Here is a 14874-nt window from a genome sequence, read left to right as displayed (position 1 = left end):
GGCCGCCCTTACTGGACCTTCACGTCGTCGCGCGTGCAGACCTCTTCGGCGGCCCGGGCCGCCGAGGCCCGGCGCCGGGCCAGCGGCGCGGACAGGGCGGTCATCACCATGAAGACGCCGATGGCCAGCAGCACGATGGTGCCGCCGGACGGCGCGTCGATGTAGTACGTCGCGATCGTGCCGGAGAGCGAGACGAGCACGCCGATGCCCATGGCGACGGCCAGGGTGGCGGTGAATCCGCGGGTGACGCGCTGGGCGGCCGCGACCGGGATCACCATCATGGCGCTGACCAGCAGCAGGCCGACGATGCGCATCGCGACGGTGACGGTGACGGCGGCGGTGACCGCGATCAGCAGGTTCAGGAAGCGCACAGGAAGCCCGGTGACGCGGGCGAACTCCTCGTCCTGGCAGACGGCGAACAGCTGGCGGCGCAGGCCCACGGTGACGGCGACGACGAAGGCCGCGAGGACCACGACCGCGGTGACGTCCTCGGGTGAGACGGTGGTGATCGAGCCGAAGAGGTAGCTGGTCAGATTGGCCGTGGAGCCGCCCGGAGCCAGGTTGATGATCATCACGCCGCCGGCGAGGCCCCCGTAGAAGAGCATGGCGAGCGCGATGTCGCCGCTGGTGCGGCCGCGGGAGCGGATCAGCTCCATGCCGACGGCGCCCACGACGGCGACCAGGGTGGCGATCCACACCGGGCTGGCGTTCAGCAGGAAGCCGAGCGCCACACCGGTCATGGCCACGTGGCCGATGCCGTCGCCCATGACGGCCTGGCGCCGCTGGACGAGGTAGGTGCCGATCGCGGGCGCGGTGATGCCGACCAGGACGGCCGCGAGCAGGGCCCGCTGCATGAAGGCGAAGTCGAGGAATTCCATCAGCTCAGCAGTCCCGTCCGCAGGGGCTCGGCGTCGTGCGCCGCGTGGGGGTGTACGTGGTCGTGGCCGGGCAGGGCGTGCTGGCCCACGGCCTCCGGCGGCGGCCCGTCGTGGACGACGCAGCCGTCGCGCAGCACCACGGCCCGGTCGATCAGCGGCTCCAGGGGGCCCAGCTCGTGCAGGACGAGCAGGACGGTCGTGCCGGCGGCGACCTGCTCGCGCACGGCGTTCGCCAGGACCTCCTGGTTGCCGAGGTCGACGCCGGCCATCGGCTCGTCCATGATCAACAGCTCGGGCTCGACGGCGAGCGCCCGGGCGATCAGCACGCGCTGGTGCTGTCCGCCCGAGAGCGCGTTGACGGAGGCACCGGCGTGCGCGTCCATGCCGACCAGGGCCAGGGCCCGCTCGACGGCGGCCCTGTCGGCCCCCCGCAGGACCCCGAAGCGGGTGCGGGCCAGCCGGCCGGAGGAGACGACCTCGCGGACGGTGGCGGGGACGCCGCTGGCCGCGGTCGTGCGCTGCGGGACGTACCCGATCCGCGACCAGGCGCGGAAGCGCTTGAAGTCGGTGCCGAACAGGGCCAGCTCGCCGCCGGACAGCGGCACCTGGCCGACGACGGCGCGCACGGCGGTGGACTTGCCGGAGCCGTTGGCCCCGAGCAGCGCGACGACCTCGCCGCGCCGGACGGTGAGGTCGACCCCGCGCAGCACCGGGCGCGAGCCCAGCGAGGCGGTGGCCCCGCGCAGGGATATGACGGGCTGGTCCGTTGCCTGGTCGGGCTGGGACTGCATGGCACGCGCCTCCGTTACTGCCTTCACTTGCTGCCGAGCGCCTTCTGGAGGTTCTTCAGGTTGGACCGCATGACCTCGAAGTAGTCGGCGCCCTGGGACGTGTCGGTGATGCCCTCGAGCGGGTCGAGGACGTCCGTCTTCAGGCCCGTGTCGCCGGCGAGGGCCTTGGCCGTCTTGTCGCTGGCGAGGGTCTCGAAGAACACGGTGGAGACATTCTCCTTCCTCGCCAGCTCCTGGAGCTCCTTCATTCGGGCCGGGCTCGGCTCGGACTCGGGGTCGACGCCGGAGATGCCCTCCTGGTCGAGGCCGTAGCGCTCGGCGAGGTAGCCGAAGGCGGAGTGGGTGGTGATGAAGGTCTTCGAGGCGCTGTTCGCCAGGCCGTCCTTGAACTCCGCGTCGAGGGCGCCGAGTTTGCCGGTCAGCTCGTCGGTGTTCTTCCGGTAGTCCGCCGCGTGGCCGGGGTCGGCCTTCTCCAGGGCCGCGCCGACGCCCTTGGCGATCTCGGCGTACTTCACCGGGTCGAGCCAGACGTGCGGGTCCTTGCCGCCCTCGCCGCCGTGGTCGTGGTCGTGGCCGCCCGCGTGGTCCTCGGCGTGCTCGCCCGCGCCCTCGTGGGCGTGGTCGTGGCCGGCGGAGCCGTGGGCCTCCAGTGCGGTCAGGGCGGCGGCGTCGACGACGTTCTTCACGCCGGCCTGCTCGACGGCCTTGTCCACGGCGGGCTGCAGGCCCTTGAGGTAGACGATCACGTCGGACTGGCCGAGCCGGCCGGTCTGCTTGGGGGTGATCTCCAGGTCGTGCGGCTCGACGCCGGGCTTGGTGAGCGAGGAGACGCTGACGTGGTCCCCGCCGATCTGCTCGGCGAGGAACTGCAGGGGGTAGAACGACGCCGTCACGGCGAGCTTGCCGTCCTTGCCGCCGCCTGCGCCGGAGGCCCCGGAGCAGGCGGTGAGGGCGGTGGAACCGAGGGCGACGGCCCCGGCGAGGGCGGCGGCGGGTATGAGGCGGCGTGCGTTCATGACATCCATTTTCATCAAATATGGAAACCGTTGTCAAAAAGCCTGGTGGAGGGCAGGGGTGCCCGCGCCGTGGAGGGGTATCCGAGTTGAAAGGGGGGGTGCGGACGCCGGTAACCTGAGGCATTCGCCGTTCGTCCTCGTAATGAAGAGAGCACCGTGGCCGCCGACAAGATCGAAACCATCGTCAGCCTGAGCAAGCGCCGTGGCTTCGTTTACCCCTGCAGTGAGATCTACGGCGGCTCCAGGGCTGCCTGGGACTACGGTCCGCTGGGTGTCGAGCTCAAGGAGAACATCAAGCGCCAGTGGTGGAAGGCCATGGTCACCGGGCGTGAGGACATCGTCGGCATCGACTCCTCCGTGATCCTGGCCCCCGAGGTCTGGGTGGCGTCGGGCCACGTCGCGACCTTCTCGGACCCGCTGACCGAGTGCACCTCCTGCCACAAGCGCCACCGCGCCGACCACCTCGAAGAGGCGTACGAGGCCAAGCACGGCCGCCTCCCCGAGAACGGCCTGGCCGACGTCAACTGCCCCAACTGCGGTGTGAAGGGCCAGTTCACCGAGCCGAAGCAGTTCTCCGGCATGCTGGAGACCCACCTCGGCCCGACCCAGGACACCGGCTCCAAGGCGTACCTGCGCCCCGAGACCGCCCAGGGCATCTTCACCAACTTCGCCCTCGTGCAGACCTCCTCGCGCAAGAAGCCGCCGTTCGGCATCGCCCAGATGGGCAAGTCCTTCCGCAACGAGATCACGCCGGGCAACTTCATCTTCCGCACCCGCGAGTTCGAGCAGATGGAGATGGAGTTCTTCGTCAAGCCGGGCGAGGACGACCAGTGGCAGGAGTACTGGATGCAGGAGCGGTGGAACTGGTACCGCGACCTGGGCATCCGCGAGGAGAACATCCGCTGGTACGACCACCCGAAGGAGAAGCTGTCCCACTACTCGAAGCGCACCGCCGACATCGAGTACCGCTTCAACTTCGGCGGCAGCGAGTTCTCCGAGCTCGAGGGCATCGCCAACCGCACGGACTACGACCTGAAGGCCCACTCCGCGGCCTCCGGCCAGGACCTCACCTTCTTCGACCAGGAAGCCGGTGAGCGCTACACCCCGTACGTCATCGAGCCGGCGGCCGGCGTCAACCGCGCCATGCTCGCGTTCATGCTCGACGCGTACAACGAGGACGAGGCCCCGAACGCCAAGGGCGTCATGGAGAAGCGCACCGTGATGCGCCTCGACCCGCGCCTGGCCCCGATCAAGGTCGCCGTCCTGCCGCTGTCCCGCAACGCGCAGCTGTCGCCGAAGGCCAAGGGCCTCGCAGCCGACCTGCGCAAGAACTGGAACATCGAGTTCGACGACGCGGGCGCCATCGGCCGCCGCTACCGCCGCCAGGACGAGATCGGTACGCCGTTCTGCGTCACCGTCGACTTCGACACCCTGGACGACAACGCCGTGACCGTGCGCGAGCGCGACACCATGAAGCAGGAGCGCGTCTCCCTGGACCAGATCCAGGCCTACCTCGGCAGCCGCCTGCTCGGCTGCTAGGTCCCGCTTGAACGGCCGGTGGCCCGGTGCGCGATCCGCGCACCGGGCCACCGGTCTTGTCTGTGCTGCGGGCGGCTGGTCAGGCCGCGGAGCTGCCGGCCTGCTCGGCAGCGGCCGCCGCCGCGGCGGCCCGCTTGGCGCCCTCCGCCTTGGTGCGCTTGACGAACCTCATGGTCCACACGGCGAGGCCGCCGAGCGTCCCGTAGATCATGAACGGGCTCAGGGTCACCATGGTGGAGGTGGCCAGGGCGTACGACAGGGCGATCCGGACCGCCGCCTCGATCAGGTAGGCCACGCCCCAGACCAGGGTGATGTGGCGCTGGGCCTTGCGGAAGCCCTCGAACTGCCACAGGCCGTTGTAGTACGCCACGCCCGCCGGGGTGCCGTCCGTGCCGAACTTGCGGCCGAAGTAGAACATCAGCGGACGCGGCGCGAGCAGCGTGGCCAGGCACAGGAGCCCGAACAGCCCCGTGACGGCCGAGTCCTTGATCAGCAGGGCCCGGGTGGAGTTGGCGCCGATGAGGGAGACGGCGGCGGTGATCCCCAGGAACACCAGGGTGACGATGGCGAACTCGTCCAGCTTGCGCCGCCAGGCCACCATGATGATGCTGTCGAGGATCGGCCAGGCGCCGCTGACCAGCAGCGCCGAGGCCTCGCTCCAACCGTGGTCGTCGACGAGCGTGTTGTAGGTGATGATCGGTGCGACCACGCTGAGCGCGATGGTCAGGATCAAGCCGACCGCGGCTGCTCCACCGGAGCGCGCGGGAGGTGAGGGCTGTACTGCTGCCGTGGACAAGGTTCCCCCTGGAACGTGCCTGAAAAGTGTGCGGTAAGGGGACCGTAAGGAACTGTTGCTGGCATGTACAAGCCGACACGGCTCAAATGATCGCCAAACCGTGCGGAGTGTCTCATTCCGCATAACGGGGCGCCCACGCACGCCAGTTCAGGCGCGCAGGCCCCGGATCACCAGGGACGTCACGGCGTGGAACTCCTCGCCGATCGTGGGCGAGAGCCATTCGCCCGCGTACTGCGGATCGTGGAACCGGCCGGTGGCATCGAACACCGCCCGGGCGGCGGCCGGCACATCGGGCGCGGAGAGCGAGCCCGCCGCGACCCCCTCGGCGATGATCCGGCCCAACTGGGCGATCAGCTGGCTCAGGTGGTGGTCGACCACCCCGCTGTTCTCGGCGAGCAGCACCGTGTACGTCGCGAACAGCTCCGGGTCGTCGCCCGCCTTGTGGCGCTTGGCGTCGAAGAGCGCCTCGAGCCACGCCTCCAGCTTGGAGGGGGCGCTCTCGGCGGGCGCCGAGGTGATCCCCTCCAGGCGGTCGACGCTCTTGGCGAGCCACCGGTCCGTGACCGCCTCGCGCAGCGCCGCCTTCGACGGGAAGTGCCGGTACACGCTGCCGTGGCTGACGCCCAGGGCGCGCGCCACGTCCACGACGGTCGCCTTCGTCGGGCCGTAGCGCCGCAGCACCTCCTCGGTGGTCTCGAGGATGCGCTCGGGGGTCAGGGGCTCGGCGGCAGCGGGTGACATGGATACGACCGTACCGCCAGCTCAGTGCTCGCTGTCCAGGTGGTCCATCTGCGCCGCCGGGTAGCGCTCCCCGGCCGCGGACCCCGCCGGGACCGCCTCCTCGATCGCCGAGAGGTCTGCCGCGGTCAGCTCCACCTCCATGGCACCGAGTGCCTCGGCGAGCCGGTCCCGGCGGCGGGCGCCCACCAGCGGCACGATGTCCTCGCCGCGCGAGAGCACCCAGGCGATGGCGGTCTGCGCCACGCTGATCCCCTTGCCCTCGGCGACCTTGCGCAGCGCCTCGACCAGCTCGAGGTTCCGGTCGAGGTTCCCGCCCTGGAAGCGGGGGCTCATCCCGCGGAAGTCGCCCGGAGCCAGTTCCCGGTCGCGGGTGAAGTGGCCGCTGATCAGGCCGCGGGAGAGCACCCCGTACGCGGTGATGCCGATGCCGAGCTCGCGGGCGGTCGGCAGGATCTCCTCCTCGATGCCGCGGGAGATGAGCGAGTACTCGATCTGGAGGTCCGCGATCGGGGCCACGGCCGCGGCCCGGCGCAGGGTGTCCGCACCCACCTCGGACAGGCCGATGTGCCGCACGTGCCCGGCTTCGACGGCCTCGGCGATGGCGCCCACGGTCTCCTCGATCGGCACGGCCGGATCCACGCGGGCGATCCGGTAGATGTCGATGTGGTCCCGGCCGAGCCGCTGGAGCGAGTAGGCCAGGAAGTTCTTCACGGCCTCCGGGCGGCCGTCGTAACCGGTGAAGGCCCCCTCGACCGTCCGCAGGGCGCCGAACTTCACGCTGGTCACTGCCTGTTCGCGGGCAGCGGCCGGCGCGGTGCGCAGGGCTTCGTTGATGAGGAGCTCGTTGTGGCCCATGCCGTAGAAGTCGCCGGTGTCCAGCAGCGTGATCCCCGCGTCCAGCGCGGCGTGGATCGTCGCGATCGACTCGCTGCGGTCGGCCTCCCCGTAGAGGGCGGACATGCCCATGCAGCCCAGGCCCAGCGGGAAAACGGTCGGACCGGTCGAGCCGAGGGTGCGTCCGGCCCGGGCGGGGGTCGCGCTCCGGCGGGTGTTCTCGTTCTTGGTCATGCAACGAGAATGGCATGACGAGTGACAGATTTCAATATCTGTCACTCGTCAGGATGAGTCGATCACGGGAGGGCGTGGTGGTGGACGCGCAGACCCGTCAGGCGCGGCGCGGCGGAGCCCCGGCCGGAGAAGGCTTGCGGGAGGCCGGCTCCAGCCGTCGGGCCGTCCGTGCGGCCGTGGCCCGGGCCCACCGGCCGGTGGTCGCCGCACCCACGGCCAGTACGAGCCCCCCGCAGACCGTGATGATCCACCAGGCGGGCCGGGCCGCCGCGGTGAACTCCGCACCGCCCGCCGTCCCCGCCGCCAGCACCGCCCCGATCACGGCGACGCCCAAGGTGCCGCCGGTCTGCCGGCTGGTGGAGGCGACCGCCGCCGCCACGCCCGCCTGGGACCGGGGCATCCCGGAGACCGCGGTGTTGGTTATGGGCGCGTTGACCAGGCCGAAGCCCAGTCCGAACAGGGCGTAGCCGGCGAAGAGCAGCGGGTCCGAGGCCTCGGCCGACAGTGCGGCGAACAGCAGCCCGCTCGCAGCCATCGCGGCCCCCGCCAGCAGCAGCGGCAGCCGCGGCCCCCGCGCGGCGACCAGCCGGCCCGAGAGCGGCGCACACAGGAAGGCGAGCGCTGCCATGGGCAGCATGTGGAGCCCGGCCCCCAGCGCGCCGAGGCCCCGTACGTCCTGCAGGTACAGGGTGTTCAGGAACAGGAACCCGGACAGTGCGGCGAACGCGCAGACCGCGATCACCGTCGCCCCGCTGAACGGGGCGCTGCGGAAGAACCGCGGGTCGATCAGCGGGTCGGTGCGGCGCAGCTCGTACGGCACGAGCGCCGCCAGCGAGACCGCCGCGAGGCAGGCGGAGCCGAGGACGGCGGGGGAGTCCGCACCCGCGGCCGGCGCCTCGATGATGGCGTACGTGACGCCGCCGAGCAGGGCGATGACCAGCAGCTGGCCCACCGGATCCGGGCGGCGGGGCCGCTCGGCCCGCGACTCGGGGACGTACCGCAGGGTGAGCGCCAGGGCCAGCAGCCCGACGGGCAGGTTCACCCAGAACACGGCCCGCCAGCCCACGGAGTCCACCAGCAGCCCGCCGATCAGCGGGCCCGCCGCCATGGAGAGGCCGGCCACCGCGCTCCAGGCCCCGATGGCGCGGGCGCGTTCGCGCGGCTCCGTGAAGGTGTTGGTGATGATCGACATGGCGACCGGGTTCAGCATCGAGCCGCCCACGGCCTGGACCGCCCGGAAGGCGACCAGCCATCCGAGGCCGGGCGCCAGCGAGCACAGCAGTGAGCCGGCCGTGAACACCACCAGCCCCGCGGTGAAGACGCGGCGGCGCCCGATCCGGTCCCCCGTGGAGCCCGCCAGCATCAGCAGCGAGGCCAGGACCAGCGTGTACGCGTCGATCGTCCACTGCATGCCGGCGACCGAGGCGCCGAGCTCGCGGCGCATCGAGGGCAGGGCGACGTTCAGGGCCGTGACGTCGAGGCTGACCAGGAGCAGGCTCATGCAGCAGATCGCCAGGACCAGCTTCTTCCGGAGGTGGGTCGACTCCTGCATACTTACGATAGTACGCCTAACTAAAGAAAAGTGTGATCGATTTTCTCTCCGCCACAATGGAGGGATGACCACGCTCCCCCCGCCGCTCGCGATCGGCCCGCACACCGTGCAGCCCCCGGTGGTGCTCGCGCCCATGGCCGGCATCACCAACGCCCCGTTCCGCACCCTCTGCCGCGAGTTCAGCGGCGGCAAGGGGCTGTTCGTGAGCGAGATGATCACGACCCGCGCGCTGGTCGAGCGCAACGAGAAGACCATGCAGCTGATCCACTTCGACGCGACCGAGAAGCCGCGCTCGATCCAGCTGTACGGAGTCGACCCGGTGACGGTCGGCAAGGCGGTCCGGATGATCGTCGAGGAGGACCGCGCCGACCACATCGACCTCAACTTCGGCTGCCCGGTCCCCAAGGTCACCCGCAAGGGCGGCGGCTCCGCCCTGCCCTACAAGCGGAACCTGCTGCGCGCCATCCTGCGCGAGGCCGTCGCCGGCGCCGGCGACCTGCCCGTGACCATGAAGATGCGCAAGGGCATCGACGAGGACCACCTGACCTACCTGGACGCCGGCCGGATCGCCGTCGAGGAGGGCGTCACCGCCATCGCCCTGCACGGCCGCACCACCGCCCAGCACTACGGCGGCACCGCCGACTGGGAGGCCATCGCCCGTCTCAAGGAGCACGTCCCGGAGATCCCCGTGCTCGGCAACGGCGACATCTGGTGTGCCGAGGACGCGCTGCGCATGGTCCGCGAGACCGGCTGCGACGGCGTGGTCGTCGGCCGCGGCTGCCTGGGGCGCCCGTGGCTGTTCAACGACCTCGTGGCGGCCTTCGAAGGGCGGCCAGAGGACTTCCACAAGCCCTCGCTGCGCGAGGTCGCGGCGACCATGCACCGGCACGCCCAGCTGCTGGGCGAGTGGATCGGCGACGAGGCGCGCGGGGTGATCGACTTCCGTAAGCACGTGGCGTGGTACCTGAAGGGCTTCTCGGTCGGGTCCGAGATGCGCAAGAAGCTCGCGGTCACCTCCTCCCTGGCCGAGCTGGACGCTCATCTGAGCGAGCTCGACCTGGACCAGCCCTGGCCCGAGGGTGCGGACGGCCCGCGCGGCCGGACGTCCGGAAACAACCGGGTTGTCCTCCCCGATGGCTGGCTGAAGGATCCGTACGACTGTGCCGGAGTGGGCGAGGAGGCCGAGCTGGACACGTCCGGAGGCTGAGAAACAGCTGACAAACTATGCCGCCGGCGGCGTGACATACGCCACGCATGGGTGGGGTTGCGCTCAGATGAGCGCGAAAATCGCGGGTATGACTTCCAAAGGGTGGCACTGGGTGCCACCCTTTGTTTGTTCAAGTCTTGAACGCAAATGTATCGATGATCGCTCATCCGAGCGCAAACAAGCCTCAGCCGAGCCCTCTCCCTTCGGGAGGTGAACGCTCTTCGTAGGTTCCGGCTACTCGCTGGTTACTTTCGATCCAGGGGCGCACGGGTGGTTACGGCCGCATGACGACCAAGTGGACGTACCCATAAGCCTTCGATCTGGGTATGTTCCTCGCCGTCAGGGCAGCCACCGAGTCCTCGAGGAGTCGAGACCCGTGTCGGAAAACAAGAACCAGAAGTTCGTCTACGACTTCACCGAGGGAAACCGCGACCTCAAGGACCTTCTCGGCGGCAAGGGGGCCAACCTCGCCGAGATGACCAACCTGGGTCTGCCGGTCCCTCCCGGCTTCACCATCACCACCGAGGCCTGCAAGGTCTACCTCGACAGCGGTGAGGCCCCGGCCGCGCTGCGCGACGAGGTCAGCGCCCACCTCGCCGCCCTCGAGGCGAAGATGGGCAAGAAGCTCGGCCAGTCGGACGACCCGCTGCTGGTCTCGGTCCGCTCCGGCGCCAAGTTCTCCATGCCCGGCATGATGGACACGGTCCTCAACATCGGCCTCTCCGACGCCTCCGTCGTCGGGCTCGCCGCCCAGGCCGACAACGAGCGCTTCGCCTGGGACTCGTACCGCCGCCTCATCCAGATGTTCGGCAAGACGGTCCTCGGCGTCGAGGGCGAGCTCTTCGAGGACGCCCTCGACCAGGCCAAGGCCGCCAAGAAGGTCACCGTCGACACCGACCTCGACGCCGCCGACCTCAAGAAGCTGGTCAAGGTCTACAAGAAGATCGTCCAGAAGGAAGCCGGCCGCGAGTTCCCGCAGGACGCCCGCGAGCAGCTCGACCTCGCCGTCGAGGCGGTCTTCAACTCCTGGAACACCGACCGCGCCAAGCTCTACCGCCGCCAGGAGCGCATCCCCGGCGACCTGGGCACCGCCGTCAACGTCTGCTCGATGGTCTTCGGCAACCTCGGCCCCGACTCCGGCACCGGCGTCGCCTTCACCCGCGACCCCGCCAGCGGCCACCAGGGCGTCTACGGCGACTACCTGCAGAACGCCCAGGGCGAGGACGTCGTCGCGGGCATCCGCAACACCGTCCCGCTCGCCGACCTGGAGCAGCTGGACAAGAAGTCCTACGACCAGCTGATGCAGATCATGGAGACGCTGGAGACCCACTACAAGGACCTCTGCGACATCGAGTTCACGATCGAGCGCGGCCAGCTGTGGATGCTCCAGACCCGTGTCGGCAAGCGCACCGCCGGCGCCGCCTTCCGCATCGCCACCCAGCTCGTCGACCAGGGCCTGATCGACGAGGCCGAGGCCCTCCAGCGCGTCAACGGCGCCCAGCTCGCGCAGCTGATGTTCCCGCGCTTCGACGAGTCCGCCCCGGGCAAGGGTGGGCCCGAGCTGCTCGGCCGCGGTATCGCCGCCTCCCCGGGCGCGGCCGTCGGCAAGGCCGTCTTCGACTCCTACACGGCCGTCAAGTGGTCCCGCTCCGGCGAGAAGGTCATCCTGATCCGCCGCGAGACCAACCCGGACGACCTGGACGGCATGATCGCCTCCGAGGGCATCCTGACCTCGCGCGGCGGCAAGACCTCGCACGCCGCCGTCGTCGCCCGCGGCATGGGCAAGACCTGCGTCTGCGGCGCCGAGGAGCTCGACGTCGACACCAAGCGCCGCCGCATGACGGTGGGCGACCGGGTCATCGAAGAGGGCGACGTCGTCTCCATCGACGGCTCCACCGGCAAGGTGTACCTCGGCGAGGTACCCGTCGTGCCGTCCCCGGTCGTCGAGTACTTCGAGGGCCGCATGCACGCCGGCGCCGACGACGCCGACGAGCTGGTCCAGGCCGTCCACCGGATCATGGCGTACGCCGACCGCGTCCGCCGCCTGCGGGTGCGCGCCAACGCCGACAACGCCGAGGACGCCCTGCGCGCCCGCCGCTTCGGCGCCCAGGGCATCGGCCTGTGCCGCACCGAGCACATGTTCCTCGGCGAGCGCCGCGAGATGGTCGAGCGCCTGATCCTCGCGGACACCGAGGCCGAGCGCGAGAACGCCCTCACCGAGCTGCTGCCGCTGCAGAAGAAGGACTTCATCGAGCTGTTCGAGGCGATGGACGGCCTGCCCGTCACCGTCCGCCTGCTCGACCCGCCGCTGCACGAGTTCCTGCCCGACATCACCGAGCTGTCGGTGCGCGTCGCCCTCGCCGAGGCCCGCAAGGACCACAACGAGAACGACCTGCGCCTGCTGCAGGCGGTGCACAAGCTGCACGAGCAGAACCCGATGCTGGGTCTGCGCGGCGTCCGCCTCGGCCTGGTCATCCCCGGCCTGTTCGCCATGCAGGTCCGGGCGATCGCCGAGGCCGCGGCCGAGCGCAAGAACGCCAAGGGCGACCCGCGCGCCGAGATCATGATCCCGCTCGTCGGCACCGTCCAGGAGCTGGAGATCGTCCGCGAGGAGGCCGACCAGGTCATCGCCGAGGTCGAGGCCGCCACCGGCACCAACCTCAAGCTGACCATCGGCACGATGATCGAGCTGCCGCGCGCCGCCCTGACGGCCGCACAGATCGCCGAGGCCGCGCAGTTCTTCTCCTTCGGCACGAACGACCTGACCCAGACCGTGTGGGGCTTCTCCCGCGACGACGTCGAGGCCAGCTTCTTCACCGCCTACCTGGAGAAGGGCATCTTCGGGGTCTCCCCGTTCGAGACCATCGACAAGGACGGCGTCGGCTCGCTCGTCCGCCACGCGGTCAAGCAGGGCCGGGCCACCCGCCCCGACCTCAAGCTCGGCGTCTGCGGCGAGCACGGTGGCGACCCCGAGTCCGTCCACTTCTTCCACGAGGTCGGCCTCGACTACGTCTCCTGCTCGCCGTTCCGGATTCCGGTGGCGCGCCTGGAGGCCGGCCGTGCGGCCGCCGAGGCGACGGGCAGCGACAGCCGCTGACCCGCCCCGGGCCCCTCGATACGTCCGCCTGCCCCCGGGTTCCCTGACCCCCGAGGGCAGGCGGGCAATTCTTTGTTGTTCAACAACTCTTTACGCCAGCAGGCGGTGGACGGATCCCCACCCGTCCACCGCCTGCTGTCAATCTGCCAGGCACGTCGGCGCTTCCCGGTGCGACCGACCGCCAGGCCCCGCAAAGCCCCCCACGGCCTTCACGGAGCGTTTCGGTCGCACTGGAGTGTCCCTGGCGGAGTACAGCATTTCGGTTGTCACGCCCCCGCCGAAAGGGGTTTCAACTGTGGCCGAAAGGGCGTGGTGACGTCGTGTGACGGCGTGCATACTCATGGGGCGGGGGGATTGCGGTTGCACAGGTGGGGGTTCGGTGCTGCGTATCCATTTCACTGGAGTGGACCTGGCACGCGTACGGATGGCAGGGCGTCCCGATGCGTTGTGGGAAACGGTTCTGAGTTTTCACCGCTTAAGAGACCGGCGTGATGCCCGGCTCTTCGGTGAATGGCGTACGGAAACCCGGAGCAGGTTGAATAGTGAAACACGCTTGCTCGGAGCGCTCATACCGAGTCGCGGCTATTTCCCCGATTTCCTGACCCCTGTGGAGGGGCAGTACGGGTGGGACGTGGGCCTCGACGCGCTGCGCGGCCTGCACGCCGAGCGGATCCGGCGCGAGCTGGCCCTGATGGGGGCGGGCGCGCGGGTGGGAGCCGCCTTCGGCATGCCCGCGGGCGCCGGGACCGGCGGCGGCGACAGCGGGATCCCGAGGCGGCTGCGGGAGTTCATGGACGGCGGCACCTCGTACCTGCCGAAGCTCATCGGCGAGCTGCACGGCTACCACCGGGCGGCCGTGGCCCCGTACTGGACCCACATCCAGGCCCAGATCGAGGCCGAGCGGGCCGCACGCGGCCGCGCCCTGCTGGACGGCGGTGCGGACGAACTGCTGGCCTCGCTGCCGCCGATGCTGCGCTGGCGGGCCCCGGTGCTGGAGTGCGACTACCCCGTGGATCGCGACGTACGGCTGCGGGGGCGCGGGCTGCTGCTCCAGCCCTCGTTCTTCTGCCGGCGCACGGCCGTGACGCTGCACGACCCGGAGCTGCCCCCGGTGCTGGTCTATCCGGCCGCCGCGGAGCTGGCCTCGGCGGCGGCCGCCGGCGAATCGATTCGCCCCTTGGAAGAGCAGCGCCAGCGCACCCTCGGAAAACTCGTCGGGCACACCCGCTCGGTGGTGCTGCGGGCCATCGGCGACGGGGCCACCACCAGCGAGCTCGCCCGCAGGGCCGGGGTCTCGCTTGCCTCGGCGAGCCAGCACGCCTGCGTAATGCGCGAGGCGGGCCTGGTGACCACGCTGCGCCGCGGCAATGCCGTGCTGCACACGGTGACGCCGCTCGGGGCCGCGCTCCTGAAGGGCGGCGCGGTCGCCTCGTAGCAGAAGCGGTGGTCCCGGCACCCGGTTTTCCGGGGCCGGGACCGCGTGTTTTCGGCCAATGTTCGGATAGTGGTGCAGCCCTTCGCGGCCGGCCCCCGGCAGGCGCCCGACCGCCGCCCGGACACGCGACGTGACGGACCGCGGGACTTTCCGCCCCGGTCGGGCCGCGGGCGGTCCACAATGGTGTACCGATGAACCACTTCGCTGCCGACGACTCCGCTGCCGACCGGTCCGCCGGCGACCGGCCCGCCGGCGACCGCGACATCCGCGGCCGCGGCGACCTCGAGACCGTGCTGCGCCGCTTCTACGCGGCCGCCTTCGCCGACCGGCGGATCGGCCCGTTCTTCACCGAGGTCGCCGGCACGGACCTGGAGGCGCACCTGCCCCGGATCGCGGACTTCTGGGAGCGGGCCCTCTTCCGCAGCGCCGACTACGGCGGCGACGCCTTCGCCCCGCACGCCGCGCTCCACTCGGCCCGGGCGATGACCGCCGAGGACTTCGGGCGCTGGGTGCAGCTGTGGCACGCCGCCCTGGACGGCCTGCACCGCGGGCCCGCCACCGAGCGGGCCAAGGCCCAGGGCGAGCAGATCGCCCTGGCGCTGCTGCGGCGGCTGGCGGGGCCGGACGCCCTCGCCGAGGCCGCGCACGCAGGCCGCACGGGCTTCGTCCCGCTGGCTGCGCTGGAGCTCCGTACGCCGGCCTGACCTGTGGCTCCGTCGCCGGGCGAAAAAATCTCGAAGAAATCCGCCGAGGA

At 70.7% G+C, this 14874-nt stretch carries 12 protein-coding genes; 5 read left to right on the top strand and 7 right to left on the bottom strand.

The window, feature by feature from the left end; all coding sequences use genetic code 11:
* Nucleotides 1-8: 8 nt before the first annotated feature.
* Genes ABZ924_RS06950 through ABZ924_RS06940 form a run of 3 tightly spaced genes read right to left on the bottom strand, consistent with a single transcriptional unit; the run spans nucleotide 9 to nucleotide 2685 of the window.
* Nucleotides 9-878: a metal ABC transporter permease gene (locus tag ABZ924_RS06950; protein WP_361905224.1), complete on the bottom strand. Its 870-nt coding sequence runs from the start codon at nucleotides 876-878 to the stop codon at nucleotides 9-11.
* Nucleotides 878-1669, bottom strand: coding sequence for a metal ABC transporter ATP-binding protein (locus tag ABZ924_RS06945; RefSeq protein ID WP_361905221.1), 792 nt, complete (start codon nucleotides 1667-1669; stop codon nucleotides 878-880). Before ABZ924_RS06945 ends, ABZ924_RS06950 begins: the two co-directional genes overlap by 1 nt.
* A 23-nt stretch (nucleotides 1670-1692) precedes the next feature.
* The gene (locus tag ABZ924_RS06940; protein ID WP_361905218.1) at nucleotides 1693-2685 is read right to left on the bottom strand and encodes a metal ABC transporter substrate-binding protein; all 993 of its coding nucleotides are present in this window, start codon (nucleotides 2683-2685) and stop codon (nucleotides 1693-1695) included.
* A gap of 156 nt (nucleotides 2686-2841) precedes the next feature.
* Between ABZ924_RS06940 and ABZ924_RS06935 the strand changes: the two genes are divergently transcribed.
* On the top strand, nucleotides 2842-4224 hold the full coding sequence (locus tag ABZ924_RS06935; RefSeq protein ID WP_361905215.1) for a glycine--tRNA ligase: 1383 nt from the start codon (nucleotides 2842-2844) through the stop codon (nucleotides 4222-4224).
* A gap of 79 nt (nucleotides 4225-4303) precedes the next feature.
* Here ABZ924_RS06935 and ABZ924_RS06930 read toward each other — a convergent pair whose 3' ends face one another.
* The 4 genes from ABZ924_RS06930 to ABZ924_RS06915 all read right to left on the bottom strand — a co-directional run bounded on the left by ABZ924_RS06930 (nucleotide 4304) and on the right by ABZ924_RS06915 (nucleotide 8381).
* Nucleotides 4304-4957 carry a VC0807 family protein gene (locus ABZ924_RS06930; RefSeq protein WP_361905212.1) on the bottom strand — a complete coding sequence of 218 codons (654 nt, stop codon included), beginning with the start codon at nucleotides 4955-4957 and terminating at the stop codon, nucleotides 4304-4306.
* Between the two features lie 210 nt (nucleotides 4958-5167).
* A complete protein-coding gene (locus ABZ924_RS06925; protein ID WP_361905209.1) occupies nucleotides 5168-5761 on the bottom strand; it encodes a TetR family transcriptional regulator in 594 nt (197 codons plus the stop codon).
* A 21-nt stretch (nucleotides 5762-5782) separates the two neighbouring features.
* Entirely contained in the window at nucleotides 5783-6829 is a 1047-nt protein-coding gene (locus tag ABZ924_RS06920) for an aldo/keto reductase (RefSeq protein WP_361905207.1), read from the bottom strand.
* A 97-nt stretch (nucleotides 6830-6926) separates the two neighbouring features.
* Nucleotides 6927-8381 (bottom strand): MFS transporter, encoded by a 1455-nt coding sequence (locus ABZ924_RS06915; protein ID WP_361905204.1) that lies wholly within the window; start codon nucleotides 8379-8381, stop codon nucleotides 6927-6929.
* A gap of 64 nt (nucleotides 8382-8445) precedes the next feature.
* Here ABZ924_RS06915 and dusB point away from each other — a divergent pair, with 64 nt between their 5' ends.
* The 4 genes from dusB to ABZ924_RS06895 all read left to right on the top strand — a co-directional run bounded on the left by dusB (nucleotide 8446) and on the right by ABZ924_RS06895 (nucleotide 14824).
* Nucleotides 8446-9588 (top strand): tRNA dihydrouridine synthase DusB, encoded by a 1143-nt coding sequence (gene dusB / locus ABZ924_RS06910; RefSeq protein WP_361905202.1) that lies wholly within the window; start codon nucleotides 8446-8448, stop codon nucleotides 9586-9588.
* A gap of 376 nt (nucleotides 9589-9964) precedes the next feature.
* Nucleotides 9965-12685, top strand: a complete 2721-nt coding sequence (gene ppdK / locus ABZ924_RS06905; protein ID WP_361905200.1) for a pyruvate, phosphate dikinase — start codon at nucleotides 9965-9967, stop codon at nucleotides 12683-12685.
* A 379-nt stretch (nucleotides 12686-13064) separates the two neighbouring features.
* Nucleotides 13065-14120 carry a helix-turn-helix domain-containing protein gene (locus ABZ924_RS06900; RefSeq protein ID WP_361905198.1) on the top strand — a complete coding sequence of 352 codons (1056 nt, stop codon included), beginning with the start codon at nucleotides 13065-13067 and terminating at the stop codon, nucleotides 14118-14120.
* 191 nt (nucleotides 14121-14311) lie between these two features.
* Nucleotides 14312-14824 carry a group III truncated hemoglobin gene (locus ABZ924_RS06895; protein ID WP_361905195.1) on the top strand — a complete coding sequence of 171 codons (513 nt, stop codon included), beginning with the start codon at nucleotides 14312-14314 and terminating at the stop codon, nucleotides 14822-14824.
* The last annotated feature ends 50 nt before the right edge of the window (nucleotides 14825-14874 follow it).

The organism is Streptomyces sp. NPDC046876, assembly GCF_040645035.1.
GTDB lineage: Bacteria > Actinomycetota > Actinomycetes > Streptomycetales > Streptomycetaceae > Streptomyces.
This window is presented reverse-complemented; position numbering and strand designations above follow the sequence as displayed.